The sequence below is a fragment of the Staphylococcus sp. KUGN1 genome, assembly GCF_045984185.1.
GTDB lineage: Bacteria > Bacillota > Bacilli > Staphylococcales > Staphylococcaceae > Staphylococcus > Staphylococcus warneri_A.
In genome coordinates this window covers 71,622-95,702 of sequence record NZ_JBJQIL010000001.1, presented here as the reverse complement: position 1 = coordinate 95,702, position 24,081 = coordinate 71,622, and the positions used below count along the sequence as shown (strand labels likewise).

27 protein-coding genes are annotated in these 24,081 nt (G+C 33.0%); 8 read left to right on the top strand and 19 right to left on the bottom strand.

Annotation, left to right across the window (positions count from 1 at the left end; all coding sequences use genetic code 11):
- Window positions 1-45: 45 nt before the first annotated feature.
- The 14 genes from ACJQQZ_RS00445 to pta form a co-directional block, all read right to left on the bottom strand.
- Window positions 46-180 carry a hypothetical protein gene (locus tag ACJQQZ_RS00445; protein ID WP_260390715.1) on the bottom strand — a complete coding sequence of 45 codons (135 nt, stop codon included), beginning with the start codon at window positions 178-180 and terminating at the stop codon, window positions 46-48.
- A 93-nt stretch (window positions 181-273) separates the two neighbouring features.
- Window positions 274-666, bottom strand: coding sequence for a hypothetical protein (locus ACJQQZ_RS00440; RefSeq protein ID WP_124228551.1), 393 nt, complete (start codon window positions 664-666; stop codon window positions 274-276).
- A gap of 122 nt (window positions 667-788) precedes the next feature.
- Entirely contained in the window at window positions 789-1,028 is a 240-nt protein-coding gene (locus ACJQQZ_RS00435; protein ID WP_002465897.1) for a hypothetical protein, read from the bottom strand.
- Window positions 1,029-1,267: 239 nt separating this feature from the next.
- Window positions 1,268-1,777, bottom strand: coding sequence for a YwhD family protein (locus tag ACJQQZ_RS00430; protein ID WP_002451070.1), 510 nt, complete (start codon window positions 1,775-1,777; stop codon window positions 1,268-1,270).
- 67 nt (window positions 1,778-1,844) lie between these two features.
- Window positions 1,845-3,143 carry an HD domain-containing protein gene (locus ACJQQZ_RS00425; protein WP_145505807.1) on the bottom strand — a complete coding sequence of 433 codons (1,299 nt, stop codon included), beginning with the start codon at window positions 3,141-3,143 and terminating at the stop codon, window positions 1,845-1,847.
- A 73-nt stretch (window positions 3,144-3,216) separates the two neighbouring features.
- A complete protein-coding gene (locus ACJQQZ_RS00420; protein WP_075778608.1) occupies window positions 3,217-3,693 on the bottom strand; it encodes a GNAT family N-acetyltransferase in 477 nt (158 codons plus the stop codon).
- 255 nt (window positions 3,694-3,948) lie between these two features.
- Window positions 3,949-4,497: a flavodoxin family protein gene (locus ACJQQZ_RS00415; protein ID WP_002451073.1), complete on the bottom strand. Its 549-nt coding sequence runs from the start codon at window positions 4,495-4,497 to the stop codon at window positions 3,949-3,951.
- A gap of 223 nt (window positions 4,498-4,720) precedes the next feature.
- Window positions 4,721-5,659, bottom strand: coding sequence for an aldo/keto reductase (locus ACJQQZ_RS00410; protein WP_002451074.1), 939 nt, complete (start codon window positions 5,657-5,659; stop codon window positions 4,721-4,723).
- Between the two features lie 187 nt (window positions 5,660-5,846).
- Window positions 5,847-6,188 (bottom strand): YuzB family protein, encoded by a 342-nt coding sequence (locus tag ACJQQZ_RS00405; RefSeq protein ID WP_124228552.1) that lies wholly within the window; start codon window positions 6,186-6,188, stop codon window positions 5,847-5,849.
- A gap of 445 nt (window positions 6,189-6,633) precedes the next feature.
- Window positions 6,634-7,710 (bottom strand): phosphomevalonate kinase, encoded by a 1,077-nt coding sequence (locus ACJQQZ_RS00400; RefSeq protein ID WP_049424419.1) that lies wholly within the window; start codon window positions 7,708-7,710, stop codon window positions 6,634-6,636.
- A gap of 12 nt (window positions 7,711-7,722) precedes the next feature.
- A complete protein-coding gene (gene mvaD / locus ACJQQZ_RS00395) occupies window positions 7,723-8,706 on the bottom strand; it encodes a diphosphomevalonate decarboxylase (protein WP_124228553.1) in 984 nt (327 codons plus the stop codon).
- Window positions 8,707-8,710: 4 nt separating this feature from the next.
- Window positions 8,711-9,631 (bottom strand): mevalonate kinase, encoded by a 921-nt coding sequence (mvk, locus tag ACJQQZ_RS00390; RefSeq protein ID WP_002451078.1) that lies wholly within the window; start codon window positions 9,629-9,631, stop codon window positions 8,711-8,713.
- A gap of 448 nt (window positions 9,632-10,079) precedes the next feature.
- Complete coding sequence (locus ACJQQZ_RS00385; protein WP_107533022.1) at window positions 10,080-10,922, bottom strand: lipoate--protein ligase family protein; 843 nt, start codon at window positions 10,920-10,922, stop codon at window positions 10,080-10,082.
- Entirely contained in the window at window positions 10,922-11,911 is a 990-nt protein-coding gene (gene pta / locus ACJQQZ_RS00380; RefSeq protein ID WP_049424413.1) for a phosphate acetyltransferase, read from the bottom strand. The genes ACJQQZ_RS00385 and pta overlap by 1 nt, the downstream gene beginning before the upstream one ends.
- A 170-nt stretch (window positions 11,912-12,081) precedes the next feature.
- On the opposite strand from pta, the gene hemQ reads away from it, so the two are divergent.
- From hemQ to ACJQQZ_RS00365, 3 genes are all read left to right on the top strand, one after another.
- Window positions 12,082-12,831 carry a hydrogen peroxide-dependent heme synthase gene (hemQ, locus tag ACJQQZ_RS00375; protein WP_124228555.1) on the top strand — a complete coding sequence of 250 codons (750 nt, stop codon included), beginning with the start codon at window positions 12,082-12,084 and terminating at the stop codon, window positions 12,829-12,831.
- Window positions 12,832-13,334: 503 nt separating this feature from the next.
- Window positions 13,335-14,099: a threonine/serine exporter family protein gene (locus tag ACJQQZ_RS00370; protein WP_079449068.1), complete on the top strand. Its 765-nt coding sequence runs from the start codon at window positions 13,335-13,337 to the stop codon at window positions 14,097-14,099.
- 12 nt (window positions 14,100-14,111) lie between these two features.
- Entirely contained in the window at window positions 14,112-14,564 is a 453-nt protein-coding gene (locus tag ACJQQZ_RS00365) for a threonine/serine exporter family protein (RefSeq protein ID WP_023374681.1), read from the top strand.
- 69 nt (window positions 14,565-14,633) lie between these two features.
- On the opposite strand, the gene ACJQQZ_RS00360 is transcribed toward ACJQQZ_RS00365, so the two are convergent.
- The 4 genes from ACJQQZ_RS00360 to ACJQQZ_RS00345 all read right to left on the bottom strand — a co-directional run bounded on the left by ACJQQZ_RS00360 (window position 14,634) and on the right by ACJQQZ_RS00345 (window position 17,660).
- On the bottom strand, window positions 14,634-16,118 hold the full coding sequence (locus ACJQQZ_RS00360; protein WP_145505811.1) for an APC family permease: 1,485 nt from the start codon (window positions 16,116-16,118) through the stop codon (window positions 14,634-14,636).
- Window positions 16,119-16,228: 110 nt separating this feature from the next.
- Window positions 16,229-16,597 (bottom strand): DUF423 domain-containing protein, encoded by a 369-nt coding sequence (locus tag ACJQQZ_RS00355; RefSeq protein WP_124228575.1) that lies wholly within the window; start codon window positions 16,595-16,597, stop codon window positions 16,229-16,231.
- Window positions 16,598-16,621: 24 nt separating this feature from the next.
- Window positions 16,622-16,999 carry a DUF5327 family protein gene (locus ACJQQZ_RS00350; RefSeq protein ID WP_124228557.1) on the bottom strand — a complete coding sequence of 126 codons (378 nt, stop codon included), beginning with the start codon at window positions 16,997-16,999 and terminating at the stop codon, window positions 16,622-16,624.
- A complete protein-coding gene (locus tag ACJQQZ_RS00345; RefSeq protein ID WP_002451087.1) occupies window positions 16,992-17,660 on the bottom strand; it encodes a uracil-DNA glycosylase in 669 nt (222 codons plus the stop codon). Before ACJQQZ_RS00345 ends, ACJQQZ_RS00350 begins: the two co-directional genes overlap by 8 nt.
- A 147-nt stretch (window positions 17,661-17,807) precedes the next feature.
- Here ACJQQZ_RS00345 and ACJQQZ_RS00340 point away from each other — a divergent pair, with 147 nt between their 5' ends.
- From ACJQQZ_RS00340 to ACJQQZ_RS00320, 5 genes are all read left to right on the top strand, one after another.
- A complete protein-coding gene (locus ACJQQZ_RS00340) occupies window positions 17,808-18,788 on the top strand; it encodes a choloylglycine hydrolase family protein (protein WP_049424400.1) in 981 nt (326 codons plus the stop codon).
- Window positions 18,789-18,887: 99 nt separating this feature from the next.
- A complete protein-coding gene (thiD, locus tag ACJQQZ_RS00335) occupies window positions 18,888-19,718 on the top strand; it encodes a bifunctional hydroxymethylpyrimidine kinase/phosphomethylpyrimidine kinase (RefSeq protein WP_002451089.1) in 831 nt (276 codons plus the stop codon).
- A 209-nt stretch (window positions 19,719-19,927) separates the two neighbouring features.
- Entirely contained in the window at window positions 19,928-20,101 is a 174-nt protein-coding gene (gene vraX / locus ACJQQZ_RS00330; RefSeq protein WP_186364157.1) for a C1q-binding complement inhibitor VraX, read from the top strand.
- 435 nt (window positions 20,102-20,536) lie between these two features.
- A complete protein-coding gene (locus ACJQQZ_RS00325) occupies window positions 20,537-21,703 on the top strand; it encodes a C47 family peptidase (RefSeq protein WP_145505815.1) in 1,167 nt (388 codons plus the stop codon).
- Between the two features lie 24 nt (window positions 21,704-21,727).
- Complete coding sequence (locus ACJQQZ_RS00320) at window positions 21,728-22,045, top strand: staphostatin A (protein ID WP_037552014.1); 318 nt, start codon at window positions 21,728-21,730, stop codon at window positions 22,043-22,045.
- A 150-nt stretch (window positions 22,046-22,195) separates the two neighbouring features.
- Here ACJQQZ_RS00320 and ACJQQZ_RS00315 read toward each other — a convergent pair whose 3' ends face one another.
- A complete protein-coding gene (locus tag ACJQQZ_RS00315; RefSeq protein WP_002451093.1) occupies window positions 22,196-23,608 on the bottom strand; it encodes an MFS transporter in 1,413 nt (470 codons plus the stop codon).
- Window positions 23,609-24,081: the final 473 nt, after the last annotated feature.

The window sequence follows — 24,081 nt, the reverse complement described above, 5'->3', positions numbered from 1 at the left end:
ATAAAAAGCGGATAAGCCAAAAATAGCTTATCCACTCATTTCATACTATCTAACCTCAATAACATCTTCTAATGATTCTATGTCAACAATATGTCTTTGATATTTACTTTTTATAAGTTGATACTTATAGAAATATACGATGCCGAAAATCAGTGCTGTCATGAATATTAATTTATTCATTTTTTACCTCATATTCTATAATGATATTTATTTCTTTTTTTATATTATCATCATCATAACTATGAGTAAATATGATTTATCCACGTTTATTAATTATTGAAAGGTACCATCTTTATAAATCACTTTTTCCTTATTACCATCAATAAAGTGATTGTAATTGTCATTTTGGAAGTCCGTTAATAACGCTTTAGACGTACCGTATTTTAGTATGCCACCGTCAGTAATGATTTGCATTTTCCTAAATAGCAAACCATCTTTGAGACGAATTTCTTTTAACGGTTCATAATCTAAAATGTCAGCGTCTCTAATTTCAAATGTTTTAAATGCAATAGTTAAACATGCCAACGTTTCTTCCCCTAAATAATAGACATGCAAATCTTCTTGTTTATGTTGTCCCACTAGAAGTCTACCTTTAACAAAGGTGTATTCCGGAAATTTCAATTCTAAAAAATCAATCAGTTCTTCTTCTTTTAATTTGAATTGCATAAACCCATCCCCTATTCTCTTTTTGATTGAATATAGATAATGACTACTTTAAAAAACTGGCTACTCATTTCTAAATAGAAATGAGTAGCTTATTTATAGTTTTATGTAATTATTTATAAAATTTAAAGACCTGCTTGCGAAGCAATAATATAGCCTAATGTAAATCCAATTAATGCAAAAACAATTGCAGCAATGATAATAACTATACCATGTACTTTTTTACCTTTACTAATTGTTAAAGCCCCAAAAACAACACCTGCTGGACCAAATATAATTGGCAGTATAATTAGTGATAACCCAGAAAAGACCCATCCAAGGATTATAAAAACTAACGCATTGTTATCTTTTTGTTGTTCAGACATATAATACCTCCTTATTTTTTATTTAATTTAAATATACAATTTTTTGATGAATTTGTTAATACTTTCAAACATTTTATTAATATATTTCAAAAATAATACTTTAAATATTAATACCCTTATAAAAATAAGGTTACTTCTTCCTATATTTTTTATAAGGAAAAGTAACCTATAATATCAAATTAATATTAAGTTAAAACTCTAATTGTTTAGATAAAATTCATTTACATTTACAATTGGCTTTATCCCAATGCCTTAAACAATTCTTCTGTAGAGTTGTTCCACATTTCTTCATTATGATTTTGTAAAAATGTTTTTAATACTTTTTTATTGTCTTCACCAATATGGTCGATAATAATTTGATGTTTCATTGATTTATCCATCATATTAACGTGTTCTGGCATACTCTTATATCCACGTCTAATACTTTTGTTTACTAATAAGTAACATGCCGTTACACCTGCATAATAAGGACCGTTTTCGCCTCTTTCAGTTGTAACCCAACATAACCAGTATTCTTTAGCTTCTTCGCCTTCTACTTCTGATTTATCTGTAATCCATTTTACACCTTTTTCAACTTTGGCACGGGCATGCATACCACCAATATCAACAAAAGCTTCTTGATTCTCAACATCTATAAAGACAGGCGCAATATTATCTAAACTAATTGAACCGATATTTGTACCTTTATGGCCATCTAATGGGTCATTTTTTATGATGTTAAAATTAAATCCTTTTTTCTCAGTCACCATCGGTACCTCCTCATACAATTTTCAACTGATTACTATATTAAATGAGCTAGCACATTCTATCAAATCATTAATTTAATTCATTTAATAGATTGATAATAGAGCCTTTAATCATGTCATCTTCAATATTTAAAACTAATTCTTTAGGGTAGTACAATTTATAATCTTCTCTATTAATTCCTGTAATACTATTTATCACTAGGGATTGATTACTAATTTCTCTTATCGTACCATCTCGTCTTAATAAATGAATTGGTTTACGATTGGAACCCGGTCTATCATAATCATAAGGCAAGTCAGAAAATGATTCGCTCACGAAATAATAATCCGGATTAATACCACCTGCTTCAAACAATTCTTGAAGTTCAGAGATGGTAATAATCGAACCATCAAATGGAATGTATTTAAATAAATCACGATTAATAAAACGACGTGATAAATCACTTAAAATCTCGTCATCTTCATCAATCCATTTTTTCAGATAATATAAGACAACCGCTTCATCTAAATCTACATATTGTTGAATTGTCATTGTGCCTTCAAAGAATGGAATAAAATCTTCTGGTGATTTTTTAAATTGATAACCTTCATTATATAATTGCTTTGCTCTTTTCAAACAATTATTAAGCAATACTTCTCCACCTCGACTAACTGGATGGAAATAAATTTGCCAATACATTTGATAACGACTCATGATAAAATTTTCAACTGCATGCATACCGCTTTCTTTAATTAACACTTCGTCTTTGGATGGACGCATTAATCGTAATATACGTTCCATATCAAACGCACCATAAGACACGCCAGTAAAATACGCATCGCGTTGTAAATAGTCCATTCTATCAGCATCAATTTGAGACGATATCATAGAAATAACTAGTTTATTGTGATGTGTTTTATTAATCACATCTGCCACTTCTTGAGGAAATGTATCTGACACACGACTTAGCACTTCATTTACTTCAGTATCACCTGTAATAATCGCCTGAGTAAACGCTTCGTGATCCATATTGAAAATCTTTTCAAAACTATGAGAGAAAGGGCCATGACCCAAATCATGTAACAATGCAGCACATAAAGCAAGAGGACGATCATTGTTATCCCACGCGTCACGCCCTTCAAACGTTTCATCTATCATGCGTCGAACAATTTCATACACACCTAAAGAGTGACCGAAACGACTATGTTCAGCAGTATGAAAGGAAAGATATAATGTACCAAGTTGCTTTATTCTACGTAATCGTTGAAATTCTTTCGTCTTAACTAAATCCCAAATCAATTGATCTTTAACGTGAATATATCTATGTATAGGATCTTTAAATACTTTTTCCTCTGCTAATTTACTCGTTGTATACAATGATTGTGTCATGTAATACCTCCTTTTTATAAGAGACTTTCGTCAATGCCTCTACCTTTGCTTTGATATATTGATGGCAAACGTCTTAGAACGTCTTTTTCATTAAAGCCAAATTCATAACTTCGCCATACATTTCAGGTTGATATGAGCGAATCGTTTCAAATCCTTGTTCTTTATAGAAGTGAATACCTTCATCATTTTGATTATCAACTTCCAAATAAACTGTATCGTATTGGCCTTTAAATGCCTCTAATCCCTTTTCTAATAGATGTGTACCATATCCTTTATGTTGAGATTCAGGATGTACATAATGTGCTGATAAATATAATTCTTCTCCATAAATAAAATTGGCAAAGCCAACAATTTCTTCATCTTCTTCGGCAACTAAAAAGAGTTGTTCTTGCATTCTTTTCTTCAAATGTTCTTCATTATATGAAGCTGCTAATAATTCATTGATCGTACTTGCAGCATAAATATTTAAATACGTATTGTACCAAGCCTTTGTTGCGACATCTCTAATTGCTACCGCATCGGCACTTGTTGCTTCTCTAACTCTATACATGTATGTCTCCCCTAACAATTCCAAGTTATTAATAAATGTATTATATCACATATATATCCTATTCATTTAATAGAGTGAATTAAACGTTTTGTACTTATATATTTTTTAAAAGTATTTATGAAAACATCTATCATTTTTATAAATCGGTTTTTTTAATGATGCCTCTACTGTTGAAACAACTCATAAAATATTAAGACCCCCGATACATTAAGTTATAGTAAAGGGGGTATTAAGTCATTACCTATTTAAACAATCTTAAGAATTGCTTTGACTAAATTTGTTATTCCATTCTTTAGCTCTTTCTAAAGCGTAGGTGTCTTTCATAATGTCTCCAGGTCTTTCGGCCGTGCCAACAATATAGCCTGCTAATTCGCCACCAATAAATTCTAATGTATATTTCATTTGAGCAATACATGGCTTGGCTTTAACTTTCGGACAATCGCCACCCACTAAAATTAATCTAAATTCTTTTTTAGACATCACTTCTTTAAAATCTGAATATCTTGGATCTACCATCGATTCAGACCAATGATCAATAAAAGCTTTCATTGAAGCTGATACACTGTACCAATAAACCGGTGACGCAAAGATAACGACATCACTATCTAATACAGTTTGTATGAGTTGTTCGTAGTCATCAGAATATGTCTCAATATTTTTATTATCATGACGCACATCTCTTACTGGATTCAATTGATATTTAGTAAGATCTAACCACTGGTGTTCAACATTTTCTAGAGCATATTTTGTGAGTTGTGCAGTATTGCCTTCTGGACGACTCCCACCAAATAATACCGTAATCATTCATTATTCCTCCTATATCATTTCAGTTTGAAACGCTTTCATTTATTCAATATCTTTCCTTACCCGTTTATAAAAGTTTTATGTATGTATTGAGCAAAATATTGTTATTATCCAAAGATAATTTTTCCATTAAAAAAATACCCGTAAAAAACTATGTACTAGTTCCTTTACGGGCATATTCTAAAAAAAGTTAGTGACTCAAATGATTTCATCACTTTCAATATTATTTATTAATCGGGAATAATGAATCAATTTGATTAATTTCATCTTGAGATAATTCGACATTAGCTGCATCAATATTTTCTATCACTTGTTCTGCACGTTTAGCTCCAGGGATAACAACGTCTAATGCAGGACGAGTTAAGTAAAATGCTAAAACGATATTAGCAATAGAAGTTTGATGCGCTTCGGCGATATCTTTAAGTTGATTGACACGACGCACGTTATCTTTAAACACTTCTGGTTTAAAGTCTCTTCTTGTCGCACGGTGATCATCAAATGTTGTATCTTCATCATACTTACCAGCTAGAATACCAGAAGCTAATGGGAAATATGGTACAAATGTAATTTGATTTTCTGCTGCATATTGCATCACTTCTTCATTTTCTCTATGCAATAAATTATATTCTAACTGCACAACATCTACATAGCCATCTTTATTAGCCTCTTTCAATTGGTCTAATGTAAAGTTAGATACACCAATTGCTTTGATTTTCCCTTCTTCTTTTAGCTCTTGTAAAGCAGCGACAGCTTTGTCTTTTGGCGTATTATCATCTGGGAAATGAATATAATACAAGTCTATATAGTCAGTTTGTAGACGTTTCAAACTGTTTTCAACTTGTTGTTTAATAAATTCAGGGTCATTATTTTGTTGTACATTATCATCTTCATCGAAATAATGAGATCCTTTGGTAGCAATTTTAACCTGTTCTCTAGGATATTCTTTGACTACTTCTCCAACTAATTCTTCAGAACGCTCTGGACCGTATATATAGGCTGTATCAAGTAAAGTAATACCATGATCTATTGCTTTTCTTACAACTTCTTTTCCTTGTTCCTCATCTAAATTTGGATATAAGTTGTGTCCACCAACTGCATTTGTACCTAATGCAATAGGGAAAACTTTAACATCTGATTTACCTAAAGTGACTTCTTTAGCCATAATAGACATCTCTCCTTCAGTGATTATATATTTAATATTTACCCTAATTTAAATCTAATCATTCATAAGGAAATCGCTACTTTATTATTAACAAAAAAAGAGGTCTGACAAAAGTTTTGTGCATTTGAAACGCTTTAACAGTGTCCCAAAAGCAGGATTTTGTCCCGACCTCTTCATTCATCATATATTATTTAACTGCTTTTTTCTTAGCTAGCTTTTCTTTTAATTTACGATCTTGTTCTTCTTTACGACGTTTACGTTCTTCATTTCGCTTTCTTAGTCGCTCTTCTTCTTCAGGATCTCTAGGTTTTTTAAGTTGTTTCGTAACCTTTTCCATTAATTCTTCTTCAGTCAAAGCAGCAAACGGACGATTATTCACAAATGCAAAGGTTTTTCGTCTACCAGGACCACAATATGACTGACAACCAATTTCTATCTCTGCATCAGGATCAAGTTTTTCTAATTTCTTTTTTAATGTTTTAATATTTACAGCCTGACATTCATCACAAATTAAAAACTTATTCTTCATATTGCTTCCCACCTTTCTGCTCATTTGTTTTATTTCCAATCTACTTTTTAACGTTCATGTTAATTGTCTGGAACATGAATAAATGTCCCAGTATATAATCATATTTACCAATAGTGGCTTTTAAAGCCATTCTTTTCTTTAAAACCTTAGTATTTCTTACGCATATTCATAATATCTATAATTCTTATTAAGAATAAATGAGCTAAGGTTAATGCGTTTGAACCACTACATAATAATCGAAAAGTGGTTCTTCATTACTTCTGTCCCGCTCGTTTCTATTAATTATTAACTCTAATTATTTTACTCTTTTTATTTAAAAATTCAAGGTCTTTTTTTCCAACACGCTTTTAGAACATAAAAAAACAACCTTTTTAAATGAAAAACTCAATGACCATCTAAAAGATGAGATAGATGATCATTAATTATCATTGTAAAGATTGTTTCATTATTGTCCGTGATAGATTTTAAATTGTAATGGTTTGATATCATTCTCTATCCATTCATCGTAAATCTTTTGTTTATCTACATTTTGATGAATAATAGTGATACCGCAATCGCCACCACCTGCACCTGATGTTTTAGCAGCGCCACCATGCTTTTCAGCAATATCACATAATGATTTTAATTTATCCGTTTCAATATCAACTGATGCTTGGTCATCCATCTTACGAATGATGGCGCGATTTTGACGAATCATTTTTTGGACGCCTTTAATATTGTTAGTCTTAAATGCATGAATTAAATATTCAACACATTGATGAGAATGATCTAAGAACTCACCATAAAAAGCCGGGTCCGCTTTTAGTCGTTTAACTTCGCTTACTAAATGCGGTGAGGATGCAGGTGATCCAGTCCAACCGATCAGAACTTCCATATTTTCTGGTGCTTGCAATGGCTCGATATGTAGACCAGGCCAGTTCTTCTCTAACACTGTGTTGACCGATGTTGTTTCGATTTGTTGTTTCACCCAATCATGATCAAACGTACTATACGCTAGCCAACCACTATAAACACTTACTGCAATATCGCCACAAGAACTTAAACTTTGTAATTTCATATTTGAAATAACAGCTAATTTATAAATATAAAGATTGGATAATTCTAGTCCATAAAATTCATTCAATACTTTAACTACTGAAACTAGCACTGCTGCACTCGATCCAAGTCCATATTTATTACCATTCGCATCATCTAAGTTACTGTCTATCGTTAAATGAAAGTGTTTTAACGGAATCTCACAACTTTTGGCATATTGCTCAAATACCTCTATTGCTGTAACAACATAATTTAGTTGTTTGGCAGCTTGAGGGTCAGAAATGACAATACTATCCTCATCTCTATAAAAAGTGACCGGTTCATGATGTAATGTCTTTGAGTGTATCGTACCTTCAACTTGTGTAGAAGGTTCAATAGTAGCTGTAACAAAGCGGTTTAGTGCAATTAAGACAGACTTATACCCTGGTTCTGTAACTGCATATTCACCAGCTATATAAAGTTTACCGGGTGCTTTGACCTGAATCATTCTATCATTTCCTTACTTAATTATTTCAACGCCTGTAGCGATAATATCACTCGCAATAATTTGTGATGCTTCAAAATGTTTTAAAAATTGGTCGATAACTAATTGTTTATTTTTCTTTTCTACAAGGACTTTTACATTAGGCCCTGCATCCATAGTGAAATAACAAGGCACTCCCATCTTACGACATTCATGTACAATAGCCATCGCATCGTAACTTTCTTGAACCAAATATGTAAACGGTGGTTGAGAACCTAAATTCGTTGCATGCATACGTAGACCATTGGCTTCTATGACTTCACCTAGTTGTTTAAAGTCTTTAGCTTCAATTGCTTGTTTAGCCTCTTTAATGTCTTCATCGACATGATCTAACCAATATTGATAAAAACGTGACGTATCACGTGTCAATGACATTCCAGATCGACTTGATACTTTTTTCGATTGATTATTAATGACCACAAATATCATTGAAAGTTCATCTTCCCAGTGATCTGCATCTATAGGGTGTGCATATGATGTTTCATCATCATGGCCTTTTTCCCATTCTGCAAATCCACCAAAAATACTGCGTGAAGCTGAGCCAGAACCACGGCGTGCTAAACGCGATAAATCTTTATCTGATAACTCAAGTTGTAACGCTTCATTACATGCCGCTGCTAATGCTGCATAAGCACTCGCAGATGATGCTAGACCAGCTGCTGTTGGTACAAAGTTTTGACTATCAATTCGTGCATGCAAGTCTGTATTAGCAATCTCTCTAACTATATCCATATATGATTGAATCTTTTTAGTTTCTTTCTCATTGGCTTCTTTACCATTTAAAATCAATTGATCAGCAGGGTAATCACTATCAAATGTGACTTTCGTTTCCGTATAAAACTTATCTAATGATACTGATAAACTATTATTCATAGGTATGATCAATTTTTCATCAGCTTTACCCCAATATTTAATCAATGCGATATTTGTATGTGCGCGTGCTTTACCACTCTTTGCCAATGGGTTAACCTCCTAAATTCTCAATCCATGTATGTGCTGCTCCAGCCTTTTCAACTGCAGCTACAATGTTTTTAGCTGTTTTTAAATCTTCAGTAAGTAATAACATACTACCACCTCGGCCGCCACCAGTTAATTTACCTGCAATGGCACCATGTGCTTTACCGATTTCTAACAACTCTTCTATTTTATCATGGCTTACTGTTAAATTTCTTAAATCTTGCTGGCATTCATTAAAAATACGGGCAATCTGATTAAAATCGTGATGTTCTATTGCTTGGCTTGCTTGATACACTAAATCCCCGATATGTTCTATATGACTCATATATTCTGGTGATTCACATAATTGGTGAACGTCTTCAACTGCTTGTTTTGTAGAACCTTTTACACCTGTATCAATGACAACCATATAACCATTTAATTGTAGTGTTTTCAACGTTTCTGCATGTCCTTTTTGGAACCAAACAGGTTTGCTAGAGACAATGGTTTGTGTATCAATACCACTTGGTTTACCATGTGCAATTTTCTCAGCCCAATTGGCCTCTTCAATTAATTCTGCGTCACTTAACGGCTTGCCTAAGAAATCATAACTGGCCCTAGTAAATGCTACTGCTATAGCAGCACTTGAACCTAAGCCTCTAGAAGGCGGCAAATTCGTTTGTATTTTAACTAATAATGGCTCTTCTACACCTGTATTATCTATAAAGCGCGTTACCATAGACTTTAAATGCTCTGGTGCATCATACAATAGCCCATCATAAACATCACTTTCAATCGCTGAATAATTTCCTTTTTCAAGACTTTCAATTAAAACCTTAATCTTACCGGAATTAAATGGAATAGCTATAGCAGGTTGACCAAAAGTTACTGCGTGTTCACCTATCAAAATAATTTTACCGGTAGACTCCCCGTATCCTTTTTTTGTCATGTTATTATCACCTTTTAATATACCTTCACTAATCTGTTTCGTATTATTAATGCCCGTGCTTTTATTTGTACTATTAAGTTTATCATTAATAGCAAACACATGATTTTATAATTTTGTTCAAAATCTTGCATATATTTACCTTTAAATAAGATTTTGTAAACATTTTTCGAATAATATATAAACAGTTTGCTATTTATTCTTAAATTTTTCCACCTCAACTATAATACTACAAATATTTCTTGGAATACACAGATTTATATATAATAAGGCAAGTTTAATACATAAAATTTGGCTTTCGTGAGAGATGAATGCGTAAAAAAACCGCCTTATTCAAAATGCATCATAAACTAGGACTATGCAACCAGTCTCAAGTGCATAGTTATGATGACAAAAGATGTCTGAATAAGACGGTCATTACTATTTTGTTGTCTTTAATATCTAATTTATACTACTTTTCGTTCATTTTTGTAATCATTTTCGCATTACGATCAATCATCTTATCGAAATAACCCTCATAGCGTTGCCATTCTTCATCAGTGATAGGATCCATATTTAAACGTCCACCTAAATCTTTGATAGCATACAATAGTAAAAACATGACATCTTGTACTGAAATTTTTCGGTTTAATAGCGTCTCAAGTGAAGCCATACAATTGGGTTCAATGTCAGGATAAGTGAATTTAGTTGCTTCACCTTTAAGTGCATGCTCATAAAATTCTTTCATCATTAATGCACGCTCAGAACCAGATCCTTCGACACATAGATATACCTGTACAGCGATTCCACCACGCACACGTCGTTGTGAAATACCGGCAAATTTCTTACCATCAATACTCAAATCAAATTTACCAGGACAGTATGAACGTTCAATTTCATGTGTATCGATGTCTACATCTTCATCTTCAAACATTTTAGCAATAAGTAAGTACATGACTGTAAATGCCTCATCGATTGTTGTCTCTGTCTGTCCTTTGAACATCAATGAAATATTGAGCACACCTTGGTCTAAGACAACCCCTAGACCTCCCGAATTACGTACTATTGCATTATATCCTTTTTTATCTGTTAAAAAGGCAATACCATCCTTTAAAAATGGTAATCGTGAATCATGAATGCCTAAAATCACTGTGTGTTGGTGAACCCATGTTCTCACTACATTAGGTGACATATCTTTGCCTACACTTTCGCAAAACGTATCATCAAAAGCAAATGATTGCATAGGTTCTAAGCCACTAGAATGATCTACATATCGCCATTCAATACCATTAAAATATTTGTTACCTAAATCCATTATTGTAATGACTGTGCAGCAGTAATAATTGATAAATTATAGACATCTTCGATAGAGCATCCACGTGATAAATCATTTACAGGAGAATTAAGTCCTTGAAGAACCGGACCAACAGCGTCATAGCCACCTAATCTTTGTGCAATCTTGTAGCCAATATTACCCGCTTCTAAACTAGGGAAAATGAATACATTTGCATCTCCTTGAATTTTTGCACCTGGTGCTTTTTTCTCAGCTACACTTGGTACAATTGCGGCATCAAATTGGAATTCACCATCAATGACAACATTATCCAATTGTTCTTCAGCTACTTTATCTTGTGCTAATTTCAATGCATCTTGAACTTTAGTCACATCGTCTGATTTAGCAGAACCTTTAGTTGAAAAGCTTAACATAGCAACTTTTGGTTCCATACCGAAACTTTGAGCAGATTTGGCACTTTCTACTGCAATTTCAGCTAATCCTTGTGCATCCAATTCTGGATTAATTGCACAATCACCAAAGATATATTGTTCTTCACCTTTCATCATAAAGAAGATCCCTGATGTTTTAGAAACACCTGGTTTAGTTTTAATGACTTGTAGTGCTGGACGTACTGTATCTCCAGTAGAATGTGCTGCACCACTTACTAATCCTGCTGCTTTACCAGTGTATACAAGCATAGTTCCAAAGTAATTAACATTATCTAATAATTCTTCAGCTTGTTCTTTTGTCGCTTTACCGTTACGACGTTCAACAAATGCGTCTACCAATTCTGATTTCAATTCACTTGTTGAAGGATCGATGACTTCTATATTGGCAAGGTCTAAACCTTTGTCTTTTGCTAATGATTGAATCTTATCTTTATTACCTAAAACGATTGGTGTTACATAGTCAGTCACTTGTAATTGCGTTGCTGCAGTTAACACACGTTCGTCTTCCCCTTCAGGTAATACAATATTTACATTTTTCCCTGCTAATTTGTCTTCTAATACGTTTAATAGATTAGCCATAATGTCCTCCTTGAATTTCATTTCATAATAACGTTTACAAAACTAATTATACGTCATTTTAAAATAGAATGCCATTTCACTCTTTTGTAATCATTTACTTAGTAGTTAGCTATTTGTTTATGATAAAATTTAGTATGAATTGAACATATAGTTTTAAAGGAGCGATAAACATGAGTGAAGCAGCCGAAACACTAGACGGTTGGTACAGTTTACATTTATTTTACGCAATTGATTGGGCAACATTTAGATTAGTACCAGAAGAAGAACGTGAAACTATGATTACTGAATTTGAAAATTTCGTGAACAGTAAAGCGGAAGCAAGAACAACACGTACTGGCGATCAAGCAGTTTATAATATTACTGGTCAAAAAGCAGATTTATTATTATGGTTCTTACGACCTGAAATGAAAGAACTCAATTCAATTGAAAACGAGCTTAATAAGCTACGTATTGCAGATTTCTTTATTCCAACATACTCATATGTATCTGTTGTCGAATTAAGTAATTATTTAGCAGGTAAATCTGATGAGGACCCTTATGAAAATCCTCATGTAAAAGCTAGATTATACCCTGAACTACCTCATGCAGAATATATTTGTTTCTATCCAATGGATAAACGTAGAAATGAAGCATATAACTGGTACATGTTACCTATGGAAGAAAGAAAATCATTGATGTATAACCATGGTATGATTGGCCGTAAATATGCCGGTAAAATCAAACAATTCATCACAGGTTCTGTAGGTTTTGACGATTTTGAATGGGGTGTCACATTATTCTCTGATGACATTCTACAATTCAAAAAGATTGTTTATGAAATGCGTTTTGATGAAACAACTGCACGTTACGGAGAATTTGGCAGTTTCTATGTTGGCCATATCTTAAAATCAGAAGACTTTACTCAATTTTTTAAATTTTAAATATAAGCGATGTCGATGAATCCTTATTAAATAGGGGTTCATCGTTTTTTAATGGCATAAAAAAGTACACTTTGCATGCAAAGTGTACTTCTGACGAGTAGTATCCTTGGGAGAACTTTAATCACTACTACGTATAAGTTAACTACAAAAAATATATTGTCGCTACCCAATATATTCTGTAATAGTTAACTAATGTTATTTTAACCATTTTGAAATATTTGAAACATAACTTTAGTGTTTATTTATATAAAAGATGTAATAAGTTTATATAAGTTGACAATTGAACCTACAAAACCTACATTTTCTAAAAATTATCAAATACTGTTCAATATAAAACCATTCTACATTATATATCCAAACAACCATAATACGTCTTCTTACTTTTGCAGTCTTTACTTCATTTCGCCTTTTATTAAGACACCCTTAACTTTATATAATGGTTTTTTCTCAATACATCCTCTATAATAAATCTAACTTCAAAATTTTAAAAAATTGGTGATTAAATGACAAAAGTAGTGAATGAAAACGATCATGAGCGTCTTATTAAAGATGTTGTCATGTTGGCAGCGCGCATTTTACTAGAATCTGGTGCTGAAGGTACAAGAGTCGAAGATACAATGAATCGCATCGCCAAAAAATTAGGCTATCAAGAGAGCAATAGCTTTGTTACAAATACAGTAATTCAATTCCATTTGCACAACGAATCAACACCTCGCATGTTCAGAATTAATGCGCGAGATACGAATTTAATTAAGATTTCTCAAGCAAATGAAATTTCTCGTTTGATCACTAAAGGTGCTATCACATTAGAAGAAGCTAAAGAAAAATTAGAGAAAATATATGTTGCTAAACGAGATAGTAGTCTCCCCTTCAAGGGATTTGCAGCAGCAATGATCGCTATTAGCTTTTTATATTTGCAAGATGGTTCGCTTATAGACATTTTGACTGCCTTACTTGCAGGAAGTCTAGGTTATCTAGTCGTTGAAATTCTAGATAGAAAACTACATGCACAATTCATTCCTGAATTTATTGGTTCCGTCGTCATAGCCATTATAGCTGTTGCCGGTCATACCCTCATACCTCATGGCGATCTCGCAACAATTATTATTGCTTCAGTCATGCCTATTGTACCTGGAGTATTAATCACAAATGCCATTCAAGATTTATTTGGTGGTCATATGCTAATGTTTACCACTAAATCATTAGAAGCACTTGTCACTGCCTTTGGTATAGGTGCTGGTGTTAGTTCAATTTTAATTTTAGTCTAGGAGAGCTGTTATATGTTTTGGATATTAAATTTTATATTTAGTTTTTTAGCATCGCTGTTCTTCTGCGTGATATTTGATGCTCCTAGAAAATTATATCTTTCTTGTGGTGTTGTAGGTGCGTGTGGATGGATGATATATATTCTCTTTTATAATGGTTTACAAGTACACACCATATATTCTAGTTTCTTTGGCAGTCTTGCGTTAGGCTTATTAAGCCACTATATGGCACGATATAAGAAAGAACCAGCAATTATCTTTATGGTTACTGGAATCATTCCATTAGTACCTGGAGGGCTTGCCTATGATGCTACTAAAAGCTTAGTCCTTTTACATTTCAATAAAGCCATCAATACGATGTTAGAGGTGACATTAATCGCAGGCGCAATAGCCCTGGGCTTACTTTTTGCAGATCAAATCTCAAAAATTATTATCTCTGGCTTCGATAGAACAAGAAAGAAATTATAAGTCATAATATAAATAAAAAAGTCATGGTGAGTATAAAGAGATTCTCTCTTCACTCACCATGACTATTTTTTATGATTTATGATTTGCTGGTTCTTCGACCATACTTTCTACTTCGTCTTCACTTCTATTTAAAATTAATCTACTTAATTCATCATTGTCCATTTTTTTAAGTTTAGGATAGCGAATCGCAAAGAAGACTAATCCTAATACTAACCATACACCTAATGCAATGTATGATGGTAATGATAATGAAGCTTTAGTTCCTGGTATTAATAATAAACATAAGAAGATAAACGATACGACTGAACCGATGATACCGAATGTTTTATAAATAGGTGCATACGTATTACTTTGTTTATTATAACTAAATAATTTAGTAGCTGATAAACAGGTTACAAAGTACGCAACAGAAACACCTGTTGATGACATATCAACTATCCATGTTAACGCTGTACGTCCTAACCATGGCGCAATTAATGATACACCTACTAGGAAAATAATTGCCACATAAGGTGTTTTGTATTTACTGTGAATACGACTGAATACGCTTGGCATAATGCCTGAGCGTCCCATTGAGAAAAGCAGTCTACTGGCACTCATTAAGAAACCATTTAATCCAGTAAAGATGCCCATCATAATGGCAATGGCTAAAACGGCTAATCCAACATAACCAAATGCTGATTGCGTTTCAGCACCTGTTAACCATAGTTGTCCATTTAAACTTTTCTGATTTGTACTTAACCATCCTGTATATAACAACATCACTACATAAGTCATTGATGCTGCAAGTAAACTATAGACGATTAATTTAAATGTCTTATTAGGCGCAAAGTTAAATTCTTCAGCTGTCTGCGGAATATTATCAAATCCTACATAAGCCCATGGCGCAATCGATACAATCGTAATAATTGAGATAAACCAACCTTGTTCTGGATTAGCCAAAGGTTGTAAATTATCTAAAGCAAAATTATTACCAAAGAACGAACCAAAGAACATCAGTAATACTACAACAACCATCGCTACACAGAAATAATATTGTAACGAGCCAGATACGCTTGCACCTCTAATAGCTACAAACATAAATACAAGCAACAATATTGTCGCAATAATAATTTCTGTTATGTAGACGTCCCAACCTGCAACAGTGTATAATTTCCAATTATTCAATACATTAGGTAATAAGAATTTAATCAATAAACTAAATGCGGTAGCATTTAAAGCTACGACACAGACATACCCAAAGGTTAAGAACCATGAAGAAAAGAAACTCACATATCTACCGAAACTTAAAAAACTAAATGCAAACGCCCCACCTGATACAGGGAATTTTTCTACTAAGGCGCCATAACTTACTGCAATTAAAATCATAAGCAAGGCACCGATCACTATACCGATGGATGCTGCAATGGGACCTGATTGTCCTATCCAGTCACCTGGAAGAATAAATGCGCCCCAACCAATACACGAACCATATGCAATCGCCCAAACAAACTTCTCTGATAAGTTTTGTTTGAGGTCGCCTCTATCTACCTGTTTATTTTTGTCATTTTCCATAATTAAAAACTCACCTCGAGATATTCATATACCCGAAAAGGTGAGTCATGTAACTTAATTATTAAATTATTGTTATCAAATTTACATGCAATTTGTAAAATCATCATACATTATGCTGAGAATTTAAATGTAGCAATAATAAGCATTAACCAACCAACGATGAATAAAACGCCTCCAATAGGCGTAACGGCACCTAAAATACGAATTTGAGTTAACGCTAAAACATATAATGATCCACTAAAGAATACAATACCGAAGAAGATGAGCCAACCTGCCCAATTCACATTAATAGGTGTTGTACCACTAATGACACCGATGATAAGTAATGCTAAGCCATGATACATTTGATACGTTGTTGCCTTTTCCCAAACAGACATGTATTTGTCTGACAGTTTACCTTCTAATCCGTGTGCCCCAAATGCGCCAGTACCTACTGACATCATTGTATTTAAGGCCCCTAAAATAATAAATAATTTCATCATAATTTACGTTCTCCTTTATTATTAAAAATCAAATATCGATTCACCGTTTCCAATTTCATCATCTGTTGTCATTAAATTAGAATTAGATAACGTTGAGGATGATTGTTCTTTATTTGAATGATTTGTATGCGTCACCTTTCCACCCATTGCTTGAATTTCTTCTGGTGTCACATGATCATACGACTTTTGCTGATTTGTTGTCTTCGTCAACTTATTCTGTGTATCAATATCTGTGTGTGTAAAATCATTATGTTGTAAGCTTTGCGTAGATGATGTTGTGTACAGAGATGTAATGGTGTGTATGGCATACATATGTTTCTCAAATTCATGTTGTGATGATGATTCATCAGCTTGAACTAATTCACGCTCAATTAATTGAATAATTTTGTCTTTATCCATGTGTTGTATCCTCTCTTTCACACCATTGAATAGGTGTTTGCCCTTTAGATTCTAAATATGCGTTTGCTTTAGAATAAGGTTTTGAGCCAAAGAAACCTCTATAGGCCGATAAAGGACTTGGATGTGGTGATTTTATAATAAAATGTTTAGACGTATCTATTAACTTTATTTTTTGTTGGGCCGGTTTTCCCCATAAAATAAAGACGACGTCTTCTCGCTCTTCTGAAATTGTGCGAATCACTTCATCTGTAAATATTTCCCATCCAATGTCTTTATGAGAATGTGCTTCACCTTGTCTTACTGTTAAAACCGTATTCAAAAGTAAGACACCTTCTCTTGCCCAATCTTGTAAATGAGGTGACTGACGTCGACATCCTATATCGTCTTCTAATTCTTGGTACATATTTCTTAATGAAGGCGGAAATTTCGCATTTGGTTGAACTGAAAAAGCTAAACCATGTGCTTGATTAGGACCATGATAAGGATCTTGTCCTAATATCACGACCTTAATATTTTCAAATGGTGTTAAATCAAAAGCTTGATAAATATTTTCTCGATCCGGATAAACAACTTGTGTTGTATATTCCTTTTCAAGAAAGTCATGCATAGCTTTAAAATCATGTTTTGTCGTTATATTGTGAAATACTTCAGACCATTCCATCCTATTCACCTCAATGGTATTTTAACACAACTATCTCTATAAATTATATTGTCTCATCAATGTAAACTGTATAAATAGAAAAGTTTACAAATGTATTCATTTTGTATATAGTGCATATTAAGATGACTTAAGTTTGGAGCGACGTATATGTGTACAGGATTTTCATTTTTCACACAACAACAACATCATTATTTAGCTAGAACGATGGACTTTGCATTTGAATTTAACGGAGTACCAACTGCAGTACCTAGAAACTTTGAGTATCAATTTGATTTAGAGCCTTCAATGAAACTGACCTATGGCTTTGTAGGAACAAATTTAAAGGTAGGCCGCTATCGATTCGGGGATGGTATTAATGAATGTGGTGTAGCAATTTCGAATCATTATTTCACCGGTGAAGCTTCCTACAGTAAACATAAGAGATATGGCTATTTCAATATGGCTCCTGAAGAATTTATTATTTGGGTTCTAGGTTTCACTAAAAGTATTCAAGACTTAAAACATAAAGTTAAAAAAGTTAATATTATGAATGAAAAAAACGAAACACTAAATATTGTACCTCCACTTCATTTTATTATCACTGACCGTGAAGGACATACCGTTTCAGTTGAACCACATAATGGTCTACTTATCGTTAAAGATAATCATGTAAAGGTACTAACCAATGCCCCGAAATTAGAATGGCATGTTGAAAATTTAAGGAATTATGCATTTTTATCACCTGAAAAGTCAACTAATCAACTAGTTGGTAAAGTTCTTGTGCGTTCTATGGGTTGTGAGGCAGGCACTAACGGTTTACCAGGCGGCTATACATCTACTGAGCGCTTTGTTAGAACAACTTATTTAAGACATCATTTGCCTCAATCACACGATGAAAGCGTAAATTTAATGAATTGCTTTAAAGTGTTAGACGCAGTGAGTATTCCTCAAGGTGCAGTGGTCGATGCAGGAGAATCGCATTATACACAATACCAACTAGTAATGGATAGTAAAGACTGTGCGTACTACATCAAACCCTATTTCACGAATCAAATATTTAAAATACAATTAAACGAACAATTACTTACTAAAAAAGATATGACTTTTATAGATGTTAATCATCAATTGACTATCACACAATTGAATTAAAACAATTAACCAAGCCTACCATAGCACAATTTTATTTTTCTCATACTTGAATCGTGATATGATGGTACATGTATTAGAAAACATTGGGAGTGAATACAAATGGCATTAAAAAAAGTATTAACAATAGCTGGTTCAGATACTAGTGCAGGTGCTGGTATGCAAGCAGATTTAAAAACATTTCAAGAGTTAGATGTCTATGGTATGGTCGCTTTAACAGCTATCGTTACAATGGATAAAGCAACATGGTCTCACGATGTAACACCATTACCTATGGATGTATTTGAAAAACAACTTGAAACTGCAATTTCAATTGGTCCAGATGCTATAAAAACAGGCATGTTAGGTACTGAAGAAATTATCAAACGTGCTGGTGAAGTATATGAACAATCTGGTGCAGACTACTTCGTTGTTGATCCTGTAATGGTATGTAAAGGGGAAGATGAAGTACTTAACCCGGGAAATACTGACGCAATGATTCAATATTTATTACCTAAAGCAACGGTCGTGACACCTAACCTATTTGAAGCTGGACAATTATCTGGCCTAGGTAAACTTACTTCTATCGAAGACATGAAAAAAGCAGCTCAAATCATTTTTGATAAAGGGGCTAAGCATGTCATTATTAAAGGTGGTAAAGCACTAGACCAAGATAAATCATATGATTTATACTACGATGGCCAATCATTCTATCAATTAACAACGGATATGTTCCAACAAAGTTACAATCACGGTGCAGGTTGTACATTTGCAGCAGCTACCACAGCTTATCTTGCAAACGGTAAATCTCCAAAAGAAGCTGTCATAGCAGCCAAAGCTTTCGTTGCTTCAGCTATTAAAAACGGTTGGAAAATGAACGATTTTGTAGGACCCGTTGATCACGGTGCCAATCGTCGTGTTGAACAAATCGACGTACAAGTCACTGAAGTGTAAACCATAATGGTACTTTCAAGCTCAAAAAGAACATTAACGTTCTTTTTGGGCTTTTTATGTCTCTATAAATTATGAAAATGGACTACGCATAAAGTCGTAGTCTTGCCTCCAATGTTTGACTGATACAAAGTTGATACTAGAGCCTCATGTTTTTTATTAAAAAGAGAGATATTATATAAAGTGTAGAGAGACAAAGGAGGCAATACAACATGATTATTCATAAACAAGATATACAAAATGGTGTCCCTATGTATGAAATCATCACGAAAAAGTTCAAAACAATTACAGTTAAATTTGATGAAACTTTAAATGACAATGATATCTATCGCTTGCTCTCTCTAATAGAAAATGACATAGACACTATGCAATTCAGTCGAACATGAGTGTTATTTTCAACATCAAAGAAGAGATACATTATTTGCTATTGAACATTAATCATTCCATATTGTATAGCTGCCCAAAATGATGATTTTAAAGTTGCTTGTCCCCTAACCAATGCATACTTTAAATGCCATCACCCCTAAAATACTCATCTTAATATTAATCAAAAGCACTATTGTTAGCCAAAGTTGTCCCCTTTGGCGCTCAGAGAGAAACTTTGAGCTATTCTAACAATAGTGCTTTTCTTATTGAATCCAATTTACATATAAGCATAAAAACACAAGAGTCAAGCAAAGCATTCTATAGTTTTATTAATTTTATTAACGAATTTGCATAAACTTATATCACTTTAGATTTTTATGATTTAAGTATAAAATATAATGTTATATTAATTTATGAAAGAGTTACCTTTAAATTAATAGAAAAGGAGTGTTTATATGATAACCAAATGTCGCAATGCCATAACCTTGGTACTACTGTTTTTAATGGGATTGAGTATCTTTAGTTTTCTCAATCAAGCACATGCAAACTCAAACGTAAATCAAGAAACCACACAATCCAATAGTACTCAAGTTAAAGTAGAAAATAAGGATGTTCCTAAAGATGTTGACCGTTTAGCAAAGAAAAATTTCCTATCACATGTCAGTTTGCTAGATCAAGCATCTCACACTTCAAAAAGTGCTTATACATTGGGTGAGCCATTCAAAATTTACAAACTCAATAAACAAAGTGATGGCAACTTCTATTATCCCGTCCTTAATAAAAGTGGCGATGTAAAATATATCGTTACAATTTCTCCTAATCCTTCTAAAAAAGCAAAATATTCAATTAATGTTTCCCCTTTCATTTCAAAAGCATTAAATAACTATAAAAATCAAAAGGTCACTATCTTCACTAGTAAAAAAGGTTACTTTATAATGGGTGAAGATAAAGCACCTCACTTAGTTTTAAAAACACCTCGACAAGATGCCAAATCAGATAAAAATCTTACTAAAGAATCAGCCGTAAGATATAGTAATGAATTTAACCAAACAAGCCATATTGCAAAACCAATTACTAAATATCAAACAGCTATTAATCAACAACCTCAATATGTTAATACCCTTAAAAATATGCAAATTAGAGAAACTCAAGGCCAAAATGGATGGTGTGCAGGTTATACTATGGCATTTTTATTAAATGCTACTTATAACACTGGTCATTATAATGCTGAAATGATTATGAGAGCATTACATCCAAATCTAAGTGGCCAAGCCTTCCAATTCACAGGGTTAACCCCTCAAGAAATGATGAGATATGGTCAATCTCAAGGTAGAAATGTCAATTACTTAAATAGAATGCCTCAGTTTGATGAAGTAGATAGATTAACTAAACAAAATAAAGGTATTGCTTTAATCAGTTCTAGTGTAGAACCTAGAAACGGTATTCATGCTGGTCATGCTATGGCTGTTGCTGGTAATGCTGTATTAAATAATAACCAACGTGTTATTCTAATATGGAATCCATGGGATAATGGTTTAACTACGCAATCAGCTGACAGTAATGTGATACCTGTGTCTGATGGTACTCATTTTAGATGGAATGCTTCCATTTATGGTTACTAATAATGTGAAAGATAGAGGGACTATATGACTCAATTCGAAATAATCAATATTATAGATGTAAATCCCTACTCTCCAAATAGTTCATTCCTTAAGGTTTTAGAGGGTAATTGGTTTCCTAAAAATTTTGACACAACACCTCTTAAATTCGTATTTAATGAAACAATGCAACCAAGTTATTACTGTACCAAATTAGATACTAATCAACGGACGATTGTATTAACTGAAAAATCCACTTTATCTATAGTGATTGAAATATGCATCATCAATCCAAATAAAATCATTTTCAATTTAATTAATATCAATGCTATTGGCGCTTCACCTAAGATTATATTTGAAAGATAGGCAATAGAAGGTAACTCTTTCATAGCAATATAAAAAGGCTAAAAGATGAAATACACATTTCACCTTTTAGCCTTTCTTTAATGACTATTACTTACTCTGTTTCACTTTAGAATGTATCTAACAATAAGTAACTAAAATCATCATATTAAATTAAAAGTTTTCTTTATCTTGTCTTTCTTTAACCCACCATAATGCTTCCTTAGGGTGTGCTTCATAATATGCTCTATCTTCTTCATTATCTACGTTTGGATAAGACCCTTTAAGTGACTTACCAGCTGTAGTGACATGAAGTAATAAAATGACTAAGAAACCAATCACACTAATTGCTGTTAAATAGTACGCTGGCGCTAATACATTACCAGTAGATTCAACTAACCATGACGCAACTAATGGTGTTGTACCACCAAAAATTGATACTGAGATGTTGAATGTGATTGATAACGTACGATATCTAATATGTGTATAGAAAATTGTTGGTAACGATCCAGGCATTGTTGCTTCATACGTTGATAAGAAGAAACCTAAGATAAGTACACCAATAATAATAAACGGTAAAGATTTAGTTGCTAACAATGAAAATGCAACAATACTTAATAATGTAAGTCCACCTGTACCTATTAAGAATACTTTTTTCTCTCCAATTCTATCAGCCATTTTACCAAATCCTAATGCTAAAGGAATCATAATAGCCATCACACAAGTAATAATCACACTTGTCGTTGTTTCGTCTACTTTCGCTACTTGCCCTAAGTATGTTGGTAAATATGCAGTCACCATATAGTTTGTAACATTGAAGAATACTACCGCAACAAAGCAAACTAAGATATCTTTATAATAATAGCGAATAATACCGAAGAAACCGATTGTATCACGTTTCGGTGTTGTTGCTACATCATTTTCATAAACTGGTGATTCTTCCAATTTACGACGTAAGTATAACCCAAATAATCCTAAGAATAATCCTAAAATAAATGGAATTCTCCAACCCCATGATTGCATTTGATCATGTGTTAAGAAGAAACTTAATAACGCAATCATAATTGACGCTGCAATGTAACCTGATAATGTACCAATTTCAAGCCCGCTACCTAAACTGTTACGTTTTTTATCTGGAGACGATTCAGCCACATAAGTCATGGCACCTGCATATTCCCCACCAGTTGAGAAACCTTGCAATATACGCGCCAATAGTAAGAGGATAGGCGCCCATATACCAATCGTATCGTAATTCGGTAATAACCCGATTGTTAGTGTTGAAAGGGCCATTAAAATAATAGTCGTTGTTAATACAACTTTACGTCCATATTTATCTCCAATAATACCAAATACTATTCCACCAATAGGTCTAAGTAAAAACGCTATAGCTAGTGCAGCAAATGTAAAGATTTGTTGTATTTGAGGGTTTTGCACTGGAGAAAAGAAATTCGCTCCTATGTATGCAGTCGTATAAGCATAAACACCAAAGTCAAACCATTCCATGGCATTACCAATACCGGTTGCAACAACGGTTTTTTTCGCTTTTTGAGCGTTGACCATGTTAATATTTTCTTTTTCGAAATCCATGAATTTAAACACTCCCTTTTATATGTTACATAATTATACTCAGTTAAATATCAATGTCAAATTAATTCAAAATTAATTCTTTTCAAAAATACAAGTTTATTCAATTTGCAGAATATTTTATTTAACATTTGAACCCGACACGATTAACTAAGTGTTATACGAATAATAATTTGAAATGATTATTTTTTTATCTATTTTTAAATATAGATAGTTTTACCCTCTCTTTTTTGATCCAAACCGTTTAAAATAAACATATTTGTCAATCATTAATGATATCAATGGTTTTAAGGCAACAAACTTGTACTATCTTCACTAAATAGCGCCACCATTCACTTTATCAAACTAAAATTTCTTTTAATTTGATATCGGTGTCATTTCATAATAATGTTTCTTGATTTCACCATAGCTTCATTTTCATAATCAATTGGACAAAAATACTATTTTAAATATATATACATCTTCAGTTATTTTTA

Coding starts and splice junctions, on each gene's coding strand:
- ACJQQZ_RS00445 (WP_260390715.1), bottom strand. CDS start 180: ATGAATAAATTAATATTCATGACAGCACTGATTTTCGGCATCGTATAT.
- ACJQQZ_RS00440 (WP_124228551.1), bottom strand. CDS start 666: ATGCAATTCAAATTAAAAGAAGAAGAACTGATTGATTTTTTAGAATTG.
- ACJQQZ_RS00435 (WP_002465897.1), bottom strand. CDS start 1,028: ATGTCTGAACAACAAAAAGATAACAATGCGTTAGTTTTTATAATCCTT.
- ACJQQZ_RS00430 (WP_002451070.1), bottom strand. CDS start 1,777: ATGGTGACTGAGAAAAAAGGATTTAATTTTAACATCATAAAAAATGAC.
- ACJQQZ_RS00425 (WP_145505807.1), bottom strand. CDS start 3,143: ATGACACAATCATTGTATACAACGAGTAAATTAGCAGAGGAAAAAGTA.
- ACJQQZ_RS00420 (WP_075778608.1), bottom strand. CDS start 3,693: ATGTATAGAGTTAGAGAAGCAACAAGTGCCGATGCGGTAGCAATTAGA.
- ACJQQZ_RS00415 (WP_002451073.1), bottom strand. CDS start 4,497: ATGATTACGGTATTATTTGGTGGGAGTCGTCCAGAAGGCAATACTGCA.
- ACJQQZ_RS00410 (WP_002451074.1), bottom strand. CDS start 5,659: ATGGCTAAAGAAGTCACTTTAGGTAAATCAGATGTTAAAGTTTTCCCT.
- ACJQQZ_RS00405 (WP_124228552.1), bottom strand. CDS start 6,188: ATGAAGAATAAGTTTTTAATTTGTGATGAATGTCAGGCTGTAAATATT.
- ACJQQZ_RS00400 (WP_049424419.1), bottom strand. CDS start 7,710: ATGATTCAGGTCAAAGCACCCGGTAAACTTTATATAGCTGGTGAATAT.
- mvk (WP_002451078.1), bottom strand. CDS start 9,631: ATGACAAAAAAAGGATACGGGGAGTCTACCGGTAAAATTATTTTGATA.
- ACJQQZ_RS00385 (WP_107533022.1), bottom strand. CDS start 10,922: ATGGATTTAGGTAACAAATATTTTAATGGTATTGAATGGCGATATGTA.
- pta (WP_049424413.1), bottom strand. CDS start 11,911: ATGGCTAATCTATTAAACGTATTAGAAGACAAATTAGCAGGGAAAAAT.
- hemQ (WP_124228555.1), top strand. CDS start 12,082: ATGAGTGAAGCAGCCGAAACACTAGACGGTTGGTACAGTTTACATTTA.
- ACJQQZ_RS00370 (WP_079449068.1), top strand. CDS start 13,335: ATGACAAAAGTAGTGAATGAAAACGATCATGAGCGTCTTATTAAAGAT.
- ACJQQZ_RS00365 (WP_023374681.1), top strand. CDS start 14,112: ATGTTTTGGATATTAAATTTTATATTTAGTTTTTTAGCATCGCTGTTC.
- ACJQQZ_RS00360 (WP_145505811.1), bottom strand. CDS start 16,118: ATGGAAAATGACAAAAATAAACAGGTAGATAGAGGCGACCTCAAACAA.
- ACJQQZ_RS00355 (WP_124228575.1), bottom strand. CDS start 16,597: ATGAAATTATTTATTATTTTAGGGGCCTTAAATACAATGATGTCAGTA.
- ACJQQZ_RS00350 (WP_124228557.1), bottom strand. CDS start 16,999: ATGGATAAAGACAAAATTATTCAATTAATTGAGCGTGAATTAGTTCAA.
- ACJQQZ_RS00345 (WP_002451087.1), bottom strand. CDS start 17,660: ATGGAATGGTCTGAAGTATTTCACAATATAACGACAAAACATGATTTT.
- ACJQQZ_RS00340 (WP_049424400.1), top strand. CDS start 17,808: ATGTGTACAGGATTTTCATTTTTCACACAACAACAACATCATTATTTA.
- thiD (WP_002451089.1), top strand. CDS start 18,888: ATGGCATTAAAAAAAGTATTAACAATAGCTGGTTCAGATACTAGTGCA.
- vraX (WP_186364157.1), top strand. CDS start 19,928: ATGATTATTCATAAACAAGATATACAAAATGGTGTCCCTATGTATGAA.
- ACJQQZ_RS00325 (WP_145505815.1), top strand. CDS start 20,537: ATGATAACCAAATGTCGCAATGCCATAACCTTGGTACTACTGTTTTTA.
- ACJQQZ_RS00320 (WP_037552014.1), top strand. CDS start 21,728: ATGACTCAATTCGAAATAATCAATATTATAGATGTAAATCCCTACTCT.
- ACJQQZ_RS00315 (WP_002451093.1), bottom strand. CDS start 23,608: ATGGATTTCGAAAAAGAAAATATTAACATGGTCAACGCTCAAAAAGCG.